Source organism: Dankookia rubra (genome assembly GCF_004355005.1).
Lineage (GTDB): Bacteria > Pseudomonadota > Alphaproteobacteria > Acetobacterales > Acetobacteraceae > Paracraurococcus > Paracraurococcus ruber_A.
The window spans coordinates 71,077-87,118 of record NZ_SMSJ01000021.1 but is presented as its reverse complement, the minus strand read 5'-3'; the positions used below and the strand labels follow the sequence as shown (position 1 = coordinate 87,118).

Genomic DNA, 16,042 nt, shown 5'->3' with positions numbered 1-16,042 from the left:
GGAGCAGCCCGGTAGCTCGTCAGGCTCATAACCTGAAGGTCACAGGTTCAAATCCTGTCCCCGCATCCAAATACAAGGCGCTGACCCAAACGGGCCAGCGCCTTTGCCGTCTGTCTGGACGCTCTCTCAAACGATCCCGCTCGCCGCACCTTCGGCAAAGCCGCGCAGCCGCCCGGAGATAACTGTGCCCACCGCCTGTAGGGCGGCGCGCCGCGGAAAGCTGGCCCGCCAAACCAAGCGGACGGTCCGCCTAGCTTGGCAGGCCAGAGGCCGCAACACAATCCCCGCATCCTGCGCCGCTCCCGCGGCAAGCCCTGGAACCAACGTCGTCCCGTATCCCGCGGCGACCATGTTGAGCAGTGTCGAGAGGCTTGCCACCCGCAAGGTACTGCCAAGCGCGCCGTGGCGCCCACAAGCCTCCAGCGCCTGATCGCGCAGGCAATGCCCGTCGGCCAGCACCAGAATGTCAGACGCCAATTCCGCTTCTGCTACCACCGCCCGCCCGACAAGCGGATGCTCGGGTGGCAGTGCTGCCAGGAAGGGTTCGGCGAAGAGCGGCCGGCTGGTGAGGTCCGGCCCATCCACATCGGTCGCCAGCAGGGCGGCATCCAATTCATGCCCGCGCAGCCGCTTGAGCAGCACCTCGGTCTGCTCTTCCCAGGGCTCAATCTCCAACGCCGGCAGCGCATCGCGTAGCGGCGCGAAGACCAGCGGCAACAGGTAGGGTGCCAATGTCGGGATGATGCCGAGCCGAAAACGCCCGGCCAGCGGATCCTGCAGGCTGCGCGCCACGGCGAGGATCGCATCGACCTCGGCCACAGCGGCGCGCGCGTGGTCGATCAGCAAGCCGCAAGCGGCGGTCGGTGTCACCGCCTTGCTGCTGCGTTCGAACAAGGTCACGCCAAGTGCTTCTTCCAACTTGCGCAATTGGACAGAGAGGGTCGGCTGGCTGATGCCGCAGGCCTCCGCCGCCCGGCCGATATGCTCGTGCTCGGCGACTGCCAGAAGGTAGCGCAGATCCCGCAGGTTCATCGGGTCAGCCCCGCTGTCGTGATAGGCAATGCCTATCGGGTCCTTTGAAGCTCTATGCTTCCATTTATGCTTGGCTTGGCGCTAGCCTTCCACAAGACCACTGAACAAGGTGGGGGATGGCGGGTCGCGCCCCAAGCCGACAGGTCCCTCGCAATGGTCGCAGGCACCGGGATGACCCGGGTCTATCCTCGCGGGACCGCATGGCGGCTTCGCAGGATGACGTGCCTTCCAAAGCAATCGCGGTCCTTCGAATGGACCCAAGCACATCCGGAGTGGAGGAAAACATGGACGGAACCAGTGGCCCGACCAGCGGCAAGTGCCCTGTGGTGCACGGCCCACCGAAGCACGCGACCTTCGCCGGCCGGTCGAACCGCAATTGGTGGCCGAACGCGCTGAACCTCCACATTCTGCACCAGCGGTCCGAGCTCTCCAATCCGATGGGGCCGGCGTTCAACTACGCCGAGGAGTTCAAGAAGCTCGACCTCGATGCCCTCAAGCAGGACCTCTTCGCGCTGATGCGGACCTCGCAGGACTGGTGGCCTGCGGATTACGGACATTACGGTCCGCTCTTCATCCGTATGGCATGGCACAGCGCGGGCACCTACCGCACCGGGGATGGCCGCGGCGGCGCTGGCGCCGGCACGCTCCGCTTCGCGCCGCTGAACAGCTGGCCCGACAACGGCAACCTCGACAAGGCGGTCCGCCTGCTCTGGCCGGTGAAGCGGAAATACGGCAATCGGATCTCCTGGGCCGATCTCATCGTCTTCGCCGGCAACTGCGCCATCGAATCGATGGGCCTCAAGCCCTTCGGCTTCGCCGGCGGCCGCGTCGACGTCTGGGAGCCGGGGGAGGACATCTACTGGGGCTCCGAGGACACCTGGCTCGGTGATACGCGCTACACCGGGGAGCGCGAGCTCGAGGCGCCGCTCGCCGCGGTGCAGATGGGCCTGATCTACGTGAACCCGGAGGGACCGAACGGACAGCCGGACCCGCTCGCCTCGGCGCGCGACATCCGCGAGACCTTCGCCCGCATGGCCATGAACGACGAGGAGACCGTCGCGCTGGTCGCCGGCGGGCATACCTTCGGCAAGTGCCATGGTGCCGGCGAGGTGAAGCATGTGGGCCGCGAGCCCGAGGGCTCCGAGATCGAGGACATGGGCCTCGGCTGGAAGAACAGCCTCGGCAACGGCCACAGCCTGCATACTATCACCAGCGGCCTGGAGGGCGCCTGGACCAGCCATCCGACCCAGTGGGACAACGGCTACTTCGACAACCTGCTCGGCTACGACTGGGAGCTAACCAAGAGCCCGGCCGGCGCCTGGCAGTGGACGCCGACCGATCCGGCGGCGAAGACCACGGTGCCGGATGCGCACGACCCGGCGAAGCGCCACGCGCCGATGATGACGACGGCAGACATGGCGCTGAAGATGGACCCGATCTATGCGCCGATCTCGAAGCGCTTCCATGAGAACCCCGACCAGTTCGCGGATGCTTTCGCGCGCGCTTGGTTCAAGCTGACCCATCGCGACATGGGGCCGCGCAGCCGCTATCTCGGTCCGCTCGCCCCGACCGAGGACCTGCTGTGGCAGGACCCGGTTCCGCCGGTCACGCACCCGCTGATCGACGCGGCGGATATCCGCGCGCTCAAGGCGAAGATCCTCGAGTCCGGCCTGTCGATCCCGCAGCTCGTCAGCACCGCCTGGGCCTCTGCGGCAACCTTCCGCGGCTCCGACAAGCGGGGCGGGGCGAACGGGGCGCGCATTCGCCTAGCGCCGCAGAAGGATTGGGAGGTGAACGAGCCGGCAAAGCTCGCCAGCGTCCTGGCGAAGCTCGAAGGCATCCAGCAGGCCTTCAACTCGGCGCAATCCGGCGGCAAACAGGTCTCGCTCGCCGACCTCATCGTCCTCGGCGGCTGTGCCGGGGTGGAGCAGGCGGCGCGCCAGGCCGGCGTCGAACTTGAGGTTCCCTTCACCCCGGGCCGCACCGATGCCTCTCAGGAGCAGACCGATGTCGAGTCCATGGGAGTGCTGGAGCCGATCGCCGACGGCTTCCGCAACTACCTGAAGGCAGACTACAGCTCCCCGCCCGAGGAACTGTTGGTCGACCAGGCGCAGCAGCTCACGCTGACTGCACCCGAGATGACGGTGCTGCTCGGTGGCATGCGCGTGCTGGGCGCCAATTTCGGCGAGTCTCCGAACGGCGTCTTCACGCAGCGGCCGGGGACGCTGACCAACGACTTCTTCGTCCATCTGTCCGACATGGGCACGGGTTGGAAGCCGTCGGAGACCACCAAGGGCCTCTACGAAGGCCGCGACCGCGCGACCGGCGCGCCGAGATGGACCGCCACGCGGATCGACCTCGTCTTCGGCTCGAACTCCCAGCTCCGCGCCCTGACGGAGCTCTATGCCTGCGACGGCTCAGAAGCGGCCTTCGTGCATGACTTCGTGGCGGCCTGGACCAAGGTGATGAACCTGGACCGCTTCGACCTCGCCTGAGGACGAAGGACCGGCACCCGGGCGCGGCTTCGGCCGCGCCCGGGCGTGGTTCGACGATCGCGAGGGCCGACCGGCGGCGCAAGCGGCTGGACGGCGAAACCCGCGACCGGCATCACGCGTCAGCAGATCGCCAGTCCGGAAAACACCCATGCACCAGCCGCTCCTGCCGCGCCGAGGCCTCGCCATCCTGGCCGCCGGCCTCGGCCCTGCCGCCACCGCCCGCGCCGCCGACTACCCGACCCGCCCGCTGCGCATCATCGTCCCCTACACGCCCGGTGGCACCACCGACATTGCCGCCCGCCTGATTGCCGAGCCGCTGGCAAAGGCCTTCGGCCAGCCGGTGATCGTCGAGAACCGCCCCGGCGCCAACAGCATCGTCGGCGCCGCCGCGGCCGCCACCAGTCCCGCCGACGGATATACGCTGGTCATGGTGCTGCCGGCGCATGCGGCCAATGCCACGCTGCAGGCCGGCAAGATGCCCTTCGACGCGATCGCCAGCTTTGCGCCGGTCTCGCTCGTGGTCTCGGCGCCGCTGGTGCTGGCCGGCAGCCGCCAGGTGCCCGGCCAGACCCTGCGCGACTACCTCGACCATGCCCGCAAGAACCCGGGCCGGATGAACTACGGCTCCAGCGGCATCGGCGCGACCGCGCACCTGGCGATGGAACTTCTCAAGCTCCGCACCGGCGCGCAGATGGAGCACATTCCCTACCGCGGCACACAGCCGGCGCTGCAGGACCTGATGGCCGGCAATATCGGCCTGCTCTTCGACAGCTACTCCACACTCAAGCCGCAATTCGAGGCCGGCGCCATCCGCCCGCTCGGCATAGCGGCGCGGGAACGCGCGGCTTTCGCCCCCGACTTGCCGACCATCATCGAGGCCGGCCTGCCGGACTTCGCCGCCAGTTCCTGGTGCATGCTGCTGGCCCCGGCTGGGACGCCGCCGGACCTTGCCACGCGACTGTCGTCCGAGGTCGCCCGCATTGTCCGCGAGCCCGGCATGACCACCCGGCTGCAGGACCTCGGCTTCGTCGTCGAGGGCCGCAAGCCGGCCGAGACCGCGGCCTTCCTGCAAGCCGAGGTCGTCCGCTGGGGCGAGGTCATCCGCGCCGCCAAGGTCACGCTCGAGTAGCCCCGCGGCTTGCCGGCTTCCGCTGCTTCCTGCCATGGTCGGGCAAAACCACGGGGGAACGGCCAATGGCCAGGCTGCAGGGCAAAACCGCCATCGTCACCGGCGCGGGCACCGGCATCGGCCGCTGCACCGCGGAGTTGTTCGCGCGTGAGGGCGCCAAGGTGGTCATCGCCGAGATCGACGCGCCCACCGGCGAGGAGACGGCCCACCGCATCGCCCGTGCCGGCGGCGAGGCGATCTTCCTGCAAACCGATGTGAGCGAACCCGAGAGTATCGCCGGCGCCATCGCCCGCACCGTGCAGCACTATGGCGGCCTGCACGTGCTGCACAACAATGCCGGCGGTTCCACCAGCATCGACAACAACGTGGTGGAGGCGCCGCTCGAGGAATTCTGGCGCGCCATCAAGCTCGACCTCTACGGCACCTTCCTCGGCTGCCGCTTCGGCATCCCGGAAATGGCCCGCTCCGGCGGTGGTTCCATCATCAACATGGCCTCGGTCGTCGCGCTGATGGGCTTTCCCGGGCGCGATTGCTACACCGCGGCCAAGGGTGGCGTCGCCTCGCTCACCCGGTCGCTCGCGGTCGAGTTCGGTCCGAAGCGCATCCGGGTCAATGCCATTGCCCCGACCGTGACGCTGACCGACCGCGTGCGCGGCCTGCTCGCCGGCAACTCGGCGATGCAGGTCCTGGCCGACCAGCACCTGCTCGGCCTCGGCGAGCCGATGGATATGGCGAATGCCGTGCTCTACCTCGCCTCCGACGAGAGCCGCATCGTCACCGGCACCATCCTTCCCGTCGATAGCGGCCTGGTGACGCTCTGATGTCGAACCTCACCCATATCGGCTTCCTCGGTCTCGGCCAGATGGGCGCGCCGATGGCGGAGCGGCTCTTCGGCGCCGACGTGCAACTGCATGTCTACGACCCGCGCGCCGAGGCCATGGCGCCCTTCGTCGCCCGCGGCGCCAAGGCCTGCGCCTCGCCCGCCGCGGTCGCGGACGCCGCCAACATCGTCTTCGCCTGCCTGCCCAGCGGCAAGGTCAGCGAGGCCGCGGCGCTCGGCCCCGAGGGCACCGTCCACGGAAAGGCCATCCGCATCCATGCGGAAATGTCGACCATCGGCCGCGCCACCGTCCAGCGCATCGCCGAAGGCTTGGCGCAGCGTGGCCTGGCGATGGTCGATTCGCCGATCAGCGGCGGCCCGGCTGGCGCGCGCGCGGGCACGCTGGCGATGATGGTCGCCGGCGATCCGGCGGCGGTCGAGACGCTGCGGCCCTTCCTGCTGCGCATCGGCAAGCGGGTCTTCGTCCTCGGCGAGCAGCCGGGGCAGGGACAGGTGATGAAGCTGGTGAACAACCTGCTCTTCGCCGCCAACACGGCGAATGCCTTCGAGGCCTTCGCGCTCGGCGCCAAGGCCGGGCTTGACCCCGACACTATGGTCGAGATGGTCAATGCAGGCACCGGCCGCAGCTTCGCCAGCAGCGACGTCATGCCTGCGATCCTCAGCGGCAAGCTGCGCTTCGGCGCCACGATCGCCGTGCTCGACAAGGATGTTGGCCTCGGACTGGATGAGGCGAGGGCCTACGACGTGCCGATGTGGGGGATCGAACAGGCGGCGCGGCTCTGGCGCTTCGCCGCCAGCCAGGGCAAGGGCAACGAGGACCTGGCCGAGCTGGTCCGCGTCGTCGAGGGTTGGGCCGGCGCCGAGATCCGCAGCCGCAAGCCGGATCATACCTGACGCAGGAAGTTCCAACCTGCGGCCCGCAGGGCCGAGGCGCCGAATGGCGCCCGCCGCCGGTGCGGCGAGGCCAAGCCGTGCGGCGGCACGGCGCCCGGCGCCTGAGGCGCACGAAGGTATAACCTTCGTGCGCTCGGTATTGGCGGCCCAACAAGGCAAGGCCAGAGAGGAGGTATCCTCCGGCTAAAGGCCTTTGGCGTCCAACCCTCCTCCATTGCTGGGAGTCGGTACCCGTCGCGCGGCGAGTGCCAGATTCAGAGAACGTAGGTGGGGTTTGGGGAGGAAACGCTTTTTCCTCTCCAGCCTTCCAAACCGTTCAGGTCGCCAGCTGGCTCCCGATCGGCAGCTCGCGGATCCGCTTGCCGGTCGCGGCGAAGATCGCGTTGCAGAGCGCCGGCGCGAAGGGTGGCAGGCCCGGCTCCCCGACCCCGCCTGGCGGCACCTCGATCCCCGCCGGCACGATATGCACCCGCACCTCGCGCGGCGCGTCGTCGATGCGGCTGATCTCGTAGTCCGTGAAGTTGGATTGCTGCACCTTCCCGCCCTTGAAGGTGATGGCACTCTTGGTCGCCAGCCCCATGCCCATGACGCAGGCGCCCTCGATCTGCGAGCGGATGCGCTCCGGGTTGACGTGGAAGCCGCAATCAACCGCCACGTCGACCCGCGGCACGGAGAGCACGCCCTTTTCGTCCACCGCCGCCTCCACCACCATCGCCACGTAGGTGACGAAGCTGCGATGCGCGGCGATGCCGAGGCCGTGCCGCGACGGCAGCTTGCGGCCCCATGCCGCCTTCTCCGCCGCGAGTTCCACCACCCGCCGCAGCCGGCCGGTATCGACCGGGTATTTCCGCGGGTCCTCGTTGTAGTTCCAGTACTGCGTCGGCTCGGTGCCCTGCGGCAGCTTCAGGTCGCGGGGCGGGCCGATCAGCTCCAGCAGGTAGTCCTTCGGGTCGCGCCCGGCCTCGTGCGCCAGCTCCGCCGCGAAGGACTGCACGGCGAAGACGTGCGGAACGTTCAGCACCGAGCGGAACCAGCCGATGCGCGCATGCGCCTCGGCCTCGCCGTTCTCGATCCGCAGGTTGGGGATGGCGAAGGGCGTGTCGTAGAGCCCCATTCCCACCTCGAAGGTCAGGCCGTGCTTCGGGTCCGGCGCGAAGATGCTGCCGATCGAGGGGAAGACGCTGCGATGCAGGAAGGCGGTCGCCTTGCCCTCCTTGTCGAGCCCGCCTTCCAGGTGGTCGACCTGCACGGTGTGGAAATAGTCGTGCTGGACATCGTCCTCCCGCGTCCAGACCACCTTCACGGGTTGCCCGTCCATGGCCTGGGAGAGCACCGCCGCCTCGATCGCGTAGTCGCATTTCGACTTGCGGCCGAAGCCGCCGCCGAGCAGCTCTATGTTCACCGTCACCTTCTCGATCGGCAGCTTGAGACGCTCGGCGACCTCGCCGCGGACCGAATAGGGGCTCTGCGCGCTGGTCCAGACCTCGCACACGCCGTCGCGGATGCGGGCAGTCGCGGCCGGCGGCTCCATCGGCGCATGCGCCAAGTGCGGCGCGTAGTATTCCGCCGTGACGCGCTTCGCCGCCTTGGCCAGGCCGTCGCCGGCATCGCCTTCGTCGCGCAGGCGGCGGGCCGGCCTGCGGGCGGTCTCGGTCAGCGTGGCGCGATAGGCCTCGCTGTCGTAGGAGGCGTGCGGCCCCTCGTTCCAGGTCAGCTTCAGCGCGTCGCGTCCCTGCATCGCCGCCCAGGTGTTGCGGGCGATGACGGCGACGCCGCCGAGCGGCTGGAACTTCGCCGGCGGCGGCGTGCCCTCGATCCGCATCACCTTCAGCACGCCCGGCACCTTGCGCGCCGCGCTGTCGTCGACCGAGGCGAGCGTCGCGCCGAAGACCGGCGGCCGCGCCACCACCGCGAAGAGCATCCCCGGCAGGGTGGTGTCCTGGCCATAGACCGCGCGGCCGGTCGAGATGTCGAAGCCGTCGACGATTTCGAGCTCGCCCTTGCCGATGTAGCGGAAGCTGGCGGGGTCCTTCAGCTTCAGCGACGTCAGGTTGGGCACCGGCAGCTTCGCCGCATCTGCCGCCAGCTCGCCATAGCCGAGCGTGCGGCCGCTCGCCTGGTGCACCACCTGGTGGTTGCGCGCCGCGACCTCCCCGGGCGCCACCTTCCAGCGCTGCGCCGCGGCGGTCTCCAGCATCTGCCGCGCCGCGGCGCCGCACTCGCGCATCGGCTGCAGAAAATGCCGCGTGCTGCGGGAGCCGTCGGTGTCCTGGTTGCCGAAGCGCGGCTCGTCGGCCGGCGCCTGCTTAACGCGGACCTTGGCCCAGTCGGCGTCAAGCTCGTCGGCGACGATCATCGGCATGCCGGTGCGCACGCCCTGGCCCATCTCGGCACGGTGACAGAAGATCGTCACGATCCCGTCCGGCGCGATCGAGACGAAGACATGCGGGTCGTTCACCACGCCGTGCGGCATGGCATCGGCGCCGTACTTGGCCTCGGGCGCGGCCTCGACCGCCTGGGCGCGCGGCAGGCGGAGCGCCAGCAGCAGCCCGCCGGCCGCCGCACCCTGCAGCAGCAGGCGGCGGGACGGTGCTTCGATGCGGATGTCGGTCATGTCACGCGGCCCCCCGGGCGGCTGCCTTGATGGCGGCGCGGATGCGCTGGTAGGTCCCGCAGCGGCAGAGGTTGCCCTGCATGCCGCCGTCGATGTCCTCGTCCGTCGGGTTCGGCGTTTGCTGCAGGAGCGCCGCGGCCTGCATGATCTGCCCGGCCTGGCAGTACCCGCACTGCGGCACGTTGATGCTGCGCCAGGCCTTCTGCACGGGATGCATGCCGTCCTTGCTCAGCCCCTCGATGGTGACCACCGCCTGGCCCTCGACATCGCCCATGGCGGTGGCGCAGGCCCGCACCGCATCGCCGTTCAGGTGCACCGTGCAGGCGCCGCAGGCGGCTACGCCGCAGCCGAACTTGGTGCCGGTCAGGGCGAGCTCGTCCCGCAGGTACCAGAGCAGGGGCATGGCGGGGTCGCCGTCGTAGGAGCGCTCCTCGCCGTTGACGCGCAGCTTGACCATCGGGGGGTCCCTTCCTCCGCCCGGCGCCGATGCGCCGGCATGCCTAGGGAACGCCGGGGAACGCGTTCCCGTTGCGCTTGCTTCGGCCCGCGGAACGGTTCGCGCCCTCGTCCGCTGGCCGGGCGGCTGCTAGACAGCGGCGGATCGCAACAGGGAGGCGGCGGCACCATGGCATCGAAGAAGACCCCCGCTGTCCGTGCGGCCGAGGCTGCGGGAATCCGCTTCCGCTTGCTGGAATACGACTACGACCCGGAGGCCGAGTCCGTCGGCCTGCAGGCGGCCGGCGCCATGGGCATCGCGCCGGAGCGGGTTTTCAAGACCCTGGTCTGCCTGCTGGACGGGGCGGAGCTCGCCTGCGCCGCCATTCCGTCCGACGCCCGGCTGTCGCTGAAGGCCCTGGCCACGGCGGCGGGGGCCAAGCGGGCCGAGATGGCCGATCCGGTGAAGGCCGAGCGCAGCACCGGCTTCGTCGTCGGCGGCATCAGCCCCTTTGGCCAGAAGCGGCGGCTGCGCTGCTTCCTGGATGCCAGTGCCGAGTCGCATAACGAGATCGTGGTGAACGGCGGCCGGCGCGGCCTGCAGATCGCGCTCGCGCCCGCCGATCTGATAGCGGCGCTGGAGGCGGTGGTCTGCCCGCTGCAGGCCGAATGACGCAACGAAACAAAGGGAGGATACCCGCATGAAGGCCCTGGTGGTGGACAAGCCGGAGGCCGGGCCACCCGGCCGCGCCGCCTTCCGCGACTTCGCCGACAGCGAATTGCCCGAGGGCGATGTGCTGCTGCGCGTCACCCATTCGACGGTGAACTACAAGGACGGGTTGGCGGTGACCGGCCGTGCCCCCGTGGTGCGGCGCTTCCCGATGGTGCCGGGGATCGACCTGGTCGGCGTGGTCGAGCAGTCGAGCAACCCCGCGGTGAAGGCCGGCGACCGGGTCCTCCTGAACGGCTGGGGCGTCGGCGAGACGCATTGCGGCGCCTATGCGCCGAAGGCCAGGGTCAAGGCGGACTGGCTGGTGCCGCTCCCCGAGGGCATGGCCCCGGCTGAGGCCGCGGCGATCGGCACGGCGGGCTATACGGCGATGCTCTGCGTCATGGCGCTGGAACGCCACGGCCTGACGCCCGAGCGCGGCCCGGTGCTGGTCACCGGCGCGGCGGGCGGCGTCGGCTCGGTCGCCATCGCATTGCTCGCCTCGGCCGGCTGGTATGTCGCGGCCAGCACCGGGCGGCCGGAGGAGCAGGCCTATCTGGAGAGCCTCGGCGCGAAGGAGGTGGTGCCGCGCGACCGCTATGCCGGCGGTGCCGCGCGCCCGCTGGGCAAGGAGGTCTGGGCCGCGGCGGTGGATACCGTCGGCTCCAAGACGCTGGCCGGCGTGCTGACCGAGATCAGGTATGGCGGGGCCGTCGCCGCCTGCGGCCTGGCGCAGGGCATGGACCTGCCGGCCTCGGTCGCGCCTTTCATCCTGCGCGGGGTCGCGCTGCTCGGTGTCGATTCCGTCATGGCGCCCCGCGCGCTGCGGCTGCAAGCCTGGTCACGGCTGGCGAAGGAGCTGGACCGCACCAAGCTGGCGGCAATGACGGCCACGGTCGGGCTGGACGAGGTGCCGCGCGTGGCGGAGGCGATCCTCGCCGGCCAGGTGCGCGGCCGCGTCGTGGTGGAGATCGGCTGATGGCGATGCTTTCCCGCCGCGCGCTGCTCGGCGCCGGTGCCGTGCTGGCGGCTTCGCCGGCCCGGGCCCAGCCCTGGCGGCCCGCCCGGTCGGTCACCATCCTGGTCCCCTTCGCCGCCGGGTCGGGCACCGATGCGATCTCGCGCATCCTGGCCGGTCTGCTGGAGCCGATCTGGGGCCAGCCGGTGGTGGTCGAGAACCGCGCCGGCGCCAATGGCGCGCTGGCGGCGGGCGCCACGGCGCGCAGCGCACCGGACGGCCAGACCCTGATGATGACCACCAACACGCCGAGCGCGGCCAACCCGGCGCTGATGAAGAAGCTCGACTACGACCCGGTCGCCGACTTCACCGCCATCTGCCGCACCGGCAACTACAATTTCTGGCTCGTGGTGCCGGAGAGCTCGCCCTTCCGCAGCGTGGCCGATCTGCTGGCGGCGGCGAAGGCGAAGCCGGGGCAGCTCACCTATGCCTCCGGCAACTCGACTGGCATCGTCGCCGGCGGCGCGATGGCGGCGCAGGCCGGGGTCGAGATGACGCATGTCCCCTATCGCAGCACCCCGCCGGCCATCACGGACGTCATGGCGGGGCGCGTATCCTGCATGATCGTGGATGCGTCGTCCTCGCTCGGCAACGTCAAGGGCGGGCAGCTGCGGGTGCTCGGCGTGACGACGCAGCAGCGCAGCAAGCTGCTGCCGGACATCCCGCCGCTGGCCGAGCTCGGGCTGCCCGGCTTCGACGTGGCGGCCTGGGCCGGGCTAATCGGGCCGGCGCGGATGCCGCCCGGCATGGTGGCCTCGATCAACGCCGATGTCCGCAGCGTCTGGGACCGGCCGGAGACGGTGAAGCGGCTCGGCGACATCGGCTTCGACGGCTTCAGCTCGACGCCCGAGGAGTTCGGCAGCTTCATCAAGGACGAGATCGTCAAGTGGGGACGCATGGCCCGCACAGCGGGGATCGAGCCGGAGTAGCTAGACCGCGACGAGCCTTCGCCTGGGCCGGATGCGCCAGGCGAAGGCGCCGTCGCCGAGGTCGAGGCGGCGCTCCACCACCAGCTCCAGCCTTGGGTCGTGCGCCGCCAGCAGGCCTTCCCACAGCGCGTTCCAGCATTCGAAGGCGGCGGGATGCAGGTCCGGCGCGCCGCGCATCAGCGCCCAGCTCGACTGTTCCGCGCCATCGGCGTGCTGCGTCACCCGGTCGCCCTGCGCAGTGGCGACCGCCGCCAGCAGCGCAGCGAAATCGGCGGCACCGCGTCCGGCGATGCCGGCGGCGGCGGCCAGTTCCTGGTGCCACTGCATGCCGACCTGGCGCAGCGCCAGTCCGAGCAGCGCGGTCGTCTCCGTCGCGCCGAACAGGTCGATGGCGGCTGGGATGGCGGTGCGCAGGTATTCCATGGCGTAGTTGCGATGCGCCTTCCGCAGGCGCTCCGCCGGCCAGGCGCTGGCCTCGACCCAGGGCGCGGCCGCGGGGTCGAAGGGCGGGGCTGCCTCGGCCCTGGCGAAGCACAGCCGCTCCTCCGGTGCCAAGTCGCGGTCGTATTCGCGGTAGTAGCCGTCCAGCGCCGCATCGCCCTCCGCCACCTGCCCGGTGCAGACGAAGCCGAGCCGCGGATTGCCGAGCGAGACGCCGTTCTGCGCGTGCCAGCCGCGCAGCATGGCGCGGGAGACCTCGCCGGGAATGCCGCAGACCGCGGTGCCGTGCCACAGCCAGCGCGGCGGGGCGTAGCGGATCCAGGCCTTGCGGTCGCTCTCCGGCATGTATTCGACCGAGACGCCGCCGATGCGGTTGGACAGGTAGTGATACTGCGCAGCGGCAACGGCGTGCGGCAGACAATCCAGGCCGAGCTTCCGCAGGCCGGGCAGGAAGCGTTCGTGGTGCTGCCGGCGGAAGACGGCGAAGACGAGCTCGGCCGCGGCCGGCGTGCCGCGACGCGCGACGGTGGCCAGGACCGTGCCGGTGAAGGCGGCGCGGTGAAGGTCGGCGACGGCCTGCAGCAGGGCAGGGTAAGGGGCGTCAGGCATTGGCGAAAAGCCCCGGTTGCGCCGGCGGTGGCGGCGGTGTGACGGCTCCGAGCGGCCGGGCGCCGCAGGCCGTCAGGTAGTCGGCGATCGCGTCCATCTCGGCCGCGGGGCGGGTACGGTCGTGGAAGGGGTCGTCGGCCGGCGAGCCGCGGGGGACCCAGATCACCGTCTCATAGCGGGCGCGGGTCAGCAGCACGCGGTACGTGTTGCGGATGAAGTCGGCATCCTTTGCGGCGATCTGCCACTTGTCGCCGACGAAGCCGCGCGCCGACCAGCCCGCCTGGCCGCGCACGAAATCGCCGCCCCAGGCCAGGCCCACCACATCCAGCTCAAGCCCCTGGCAGGCATATTCCGTGGCCGCCGTCTCCAGCGCGTCTGAGGCGCGGGTATCCGGCCACCGCCGCAGGAACCAGTCCGGCACCTCCTTGGTCGGCACCTCGGCGCCGAGGCCTTCGGCCCGCAGCCGCCGTGCCCCGGCGGCCCGCACCAACCCGGCGCGGCGCTGGCCACGGGCGAAGTGGCGAAGCGCCGCGCGCGTTGCCGCCAGGTCACGGGTGAGGAAATAGGGCAGGGCGGGCGCCGCCTCGGCGATGCGCCGCGCCTCTGCCGTGTCGCTGTCCAGCAAGGCATTGACCCAGGCCGCGCCCGCGGTCTCCCGCACGCTGCGCATCGGCACCACCAAGTCGAGGTCGGGGTCGATCTCCAGCCAATCCGGCATCCCCTCCGTCAGCCGCTGCACCGGATCAGCGGCGGACAGCGCGCGGGGCGCCGCGGCGGCGCGCCAGCGTGGATTCGCGGCGACCACGCGGCCCCATTCCCTCAGGCCGGCCTCGCCGGTATTGATCTCCTGCCCGTTGCCGATCAGCGCCAGGACCACGGACCAGCCGGCACGCCGGCCCATGATTTCCAGCGTATGCGCAGGCTCGCTCATGGTCAGGCGGGACCGCTTGTTCTGTGTGCCCATCAGCGATTTCGCCTCGTCCCAGGCGCGCTGCGCCTCGTCGAAAACGATCAGTCGCTCGGGCGGCAGGCGGGTAGGATCGATCGCGCAGTCCTCGAGGAAGCGGTGCACGTTCTGCAGCGCGGCCTGGGTGCGCCGCTCCGCCTCCGCCCGGTCGCATTCGCCGCGCGTCACCGCATCGCGCGCCAGCGCCGCGCGCAGCACCGAGACCAGGGGCGCATTGCCGGTGAGGAAGGCCGCCCCGTCCAGCCGCGCCGGCCCGAAAACCGCATTCAGCCCGCATAAGGTCTTGCCCGCGCCGGGAATGCCGGTGACGAAGATGACGATGCGCGCCGCCTCGGCCCGCGCTGCCTCGATATGCCGGGCGATGGCACGCGCGGTGCGGGTCAGGTTGGTGGCATCCGCGCGCGCCGCGGCAATCTCGGCGACGCCGTTGCGGGCATAGAGCATGGTCGCCGCCTCGACGATGGTCGGCACCGGCCGGTAGGGCGCCTCCAGCCAGGCGGCGCCATCGATCGGCGTGGCGGGCGCGGGCAGGATCGCCTGCACCCAGGCGATCAGGTCGGCCAGCGACTCCGCGCCGCAGACCAGCGGGTCGGTCGGGTGCTTCGGCAGCAGCCAGCGCTGTGCCGGCGGCATCCAGCCGTGCCGCCCCGCCACCAGCACCGGCACGATGGCATGGTCGCGGCTGCCGGCATGGAAGTCGCGCAGGTCGAGCGCGTAGTCCTCGGCCTCCGCCCTTGCAGCATTGGTCGCCGCGGCCGTCTTGAACTCCAGGCAGAGGATGGCACGGTCGGTCAGCAGCACCGCGTCGATGCGCTTCTCCAGCCGCAGCAGGTCGAATTCCAGCGCCACGGTCCAGGCCCTGCCGCCGCAGGCCGCCACGGCGGCTTTCAGGTCCCGCACCTGCGCCTGCCAGGCCATTTCCTGGTCCGGCATCCCGGCAAAGCCGCGCGCCTGCTGTGCCGAGGCGAGGCGACCGACGATGTCGCGCGGGTCGCTCGCCAGCAACTCCGCCCCGCTGCAGGCGAACCACGCCCTCATGCGCCCGGGTCCCGCTTCGGCCAGGTTGCCAGCAGCAGACTTCCCCCCATGAGCGCGAAGCCCACCGCATGCGTCACCGTGAAGCTCTCCCCCAGCACCAGCACTGCCGTCAGCGCGGCAGCCGCCGGCAGGAAGCCGGTGAAGACGCCCGCCACCCCCGCCGGAACCCGGCGCAACCCGGCATACCACAGCAGCAGGCAGAGCACGCTCGCGGTCAGGCTATGGAAGACCAGCAGCCCGGCCAGTGCCGGGTCGGCCAGCGCGGCCATCGCGCCGAGGCCGGGCAGCGCCAGCGGCAGCAGCATCGCCGCGCTGAACAGCTGCATCCAGAAGCTTGCGCTCACCACCGGCACCCGCCCACCGAGCCGCTTGGCCAGCAGCACATAGGCTGCCTCGCCGCAGACGCCGGCGAAGACCAGCGCATTGCCGAGCGCCGAGCCGCCCGCCTCGCCCCCCAGCCGGGCGACGGTGATCGCCGCCATGCCGCCGGCCGCCAGCACCGCCGCGACCCAGTGCCGCGGTGCCAAGCGCTCGCGCAGCCAGGCTGCGCTGCCGAGCGCGACCACCGCCGGCATCGTCGCCAGCACCAGCCCGCCCTCGAGCGCCGTGGTCAGCCGCAGGCCCGCCAATAGCCCGGCGTTGTACAGCGCGGTGCCGAGCAGTGCCTGCAGCCCCAGGTTCAGCGCCGCGGCGCGGTTGAGCCGCAGGGACCCGTCCAGCAGGCGGGCCAGAGGCCACAGCACGAGGCAGGCCAGGATGCAGCGCAGGCAGAGGATCAGCGGGATCGGCAGCGCCCCGGCCAGCAGCTTGCCGACCGCGACATTGGCGCCGACCAGCGCCATGGACAGCGCCAGCTGACCCTGGGCGAGCAACATGCTCAGGCGGCCCGCA

General features: G+C 70.8%; 13 protein-coding genes. 7 read left to right on the top strand and 6 right to left on the bottom strand.

The window, feature by feature from the left end:
• Positions 1-126: 126 nt before the first annotated feature.
• Positions 127-1,032 carry a LysR substrate-binding domain-containing protein gene (locus tag E2C06_RS16995; protein WP_133289803.1) on the bottom strand — a complete coding sequence of 302 codons (906 nt, stop codon included), beginning with the start codon at positions 1,030-1,032 and terminating at the stop codon, positions 127-129.
• A gap of 284 nt (positions 1,033-1,316) precedes the next feature.
• Between E2C06_RS16995 and katG the strand changes: the two genes are divergently transcribed.
• From katG to E2C06_RS16975, 4 genes are all read left to right on the top strand, one after another.
• Complete coding sequence (gene katG, locus E2C06_RS16990; RefSeq protein WP_133289802.1) at positions 1,317-3,527, top strand: catalase/peroxidase HPI; 2,211 nt, start codon at positions 1,317-1,319, stop codon at positions 3,525-3,527.
• A 148-nt stretch (positions 3,528-3,675) separates the two neighbouring features.
• Positions 3,676-4,656, top strand: a complete 981-nt coding sequence (locus tag E2C06_RS16985; protein WP_133289801.1) for a Bug family tripartite tricarboxylate transporter substrate binding protein — start codon at positions 3,676-3,678, stop codon at positions 4,654-4,656.
• Positions 4,657-4,721: 65 nt separating this feature from the next.
• Positions 4,722-5,477, top strand: a complete 756-nt coding sequence (locus E2C06_RS16980) for an SDR family NAD(P)-dependent oxidoreductase (RefSeq protein WP_133289800.1) — start codon at positions 4,722-4,724, stop codon at positions 5,475-5,477.
• Complete coding sequence (locus E2C06_RS16975; RefSeq protein ID WP_133289799.1) at positions 5,477-6,391, top strand: NAD(P)-dependent oxidoreductase; 915 nt, start codon at positions 5,477-5,479, stop codon at positions 6,389-6,391. Before E2C06_RS16980 ends, E2C06_RS16975 begins: the two co-directional genes overlap by 1 nt.
• Positions 6,392-6,707: 316 nt before the next feature.
• Here E2C06_RS16975 and E2C06_RS16970 read toward each other — a convergent pair whose 3' ends face one another.
• Positions 6,708-9,005, bottom strand: coding sequence for a xanthine dehydrogenase family protein molybdopterin-binding subunit (locus tag E2C06_RS16970; RefSeq protein WP_133289798.1), 2,298 nt, complete (start codon positions 9,003-9,005; stop codon positions 6,708-6,710).
• A gap of 1 nt (position 9,006) precedes the next feature.
• Positions 9,007-9,462, bottom strand: a complete 456-nt coding sequence (locus tag E2C06_RS16965) for a (2Fe-2S)-binding protein (RefSeq protein WP_133289797.1) — start codon at positions 9,460-9,462, stop codon at positions 9,007-9,009.
• A 168-nt stretch (positions 9,463-9,630) separates the two neighbouring features.
• On the opposite strand from E2C06_RS16965, the gene ybaK reads away from it, so the two are divergent.
• From ybaK to E2C06_RS16950, 3 genes are read left to right on the top strand one after another with little or no spacing between them, the layout of a single operon-like run.
• On the top strand, positions 9,631-10,113 hold the full coding sequence (gene ybaK, locus E2C06_RS16960) for a Cys-tRNA(Pro) deacylase (protein ID WP_133289796.1): 483 nt from the start codon (positions 9,631-9,633) through the stop codon (positions 10,111-10,113).
• 28 nt (positions 10,114-10,141) lie between these two features.
• Positions 10,142-11,128, top strand: coding sequence for an acrylyl-CoA reductase (NADPH) (gene acuI, locus E2C06_RS16955; protein WP_133289795.1), 987 nt, complete (start codon positions 10,142-10,144; stop codon positions 11,126-11,128).
• On the top strand, positions 11,128-12,096 hold the full coding sequence (locus tag E2C06_RS16950) for a Bug family tripartite tricarboxylate transporter substrate binding protein (protein WP_241671325.1): 969 nt from the start codon (positions 11,128-11,130) through the stop codon (positions 12,094-12,096). The genes acuI and E2C06_RS16950 overlap by 1 nt, the downstream gene beginning before the upstream one ends.
• On the opposite strand, the gene E2C06_RS16945 is transcribed toward E2C06_RS16950, so the two are convergent.
• The 3 genes from E2C06_RS16945 to E2C06_RS16935 are packed head-to-tail and all read right to left on the bottom strand — an operon-like array spanning position 12,097 to position 16,026.
• Positions 12,097-13,146 carry a hypothetical protein gene (locus E2C06_RS16945; RefSeq protein ID WP_133289794.1) on the bottom strand — a complete coding sequence of 350 codons (1,050 nt, stop codon included), beginning with the start codon at positions 13,144-13,146 and terminating at the stop codon, positions 12,097-12,099.
• A complete protein-coding gene (locus tag E2C06_RS16940; protein ID WP_133289793.1) occupies positions 13,139-15,151 on the bottom strand; it encodes a DNA/RNA helicase domain-containing protein in 2,013 nt (670 codons plus the stop codon). The genes E2C06_RS16945 and E2C06_RS16940 overlap by 8 nt, the downstream gene beginning before the upstream one ends.
• Complete coding sequence (locus E2C06_RS16935) at positions 15,148-16,026, bottom strand: DMT family transporter (RefSeq protein ID WP_133289792.1); 879 nt, start codon at positions 16,024-16,026, stop codon at positions 15,148-15,150. Before E2C06_RS16935 ends, E2C06_RS16940 begins: the two co-directional genes overlap by 4 nt.
• Between the last annotated feature and the right edge of the window lie 16 nt (positions 16,027-16,042).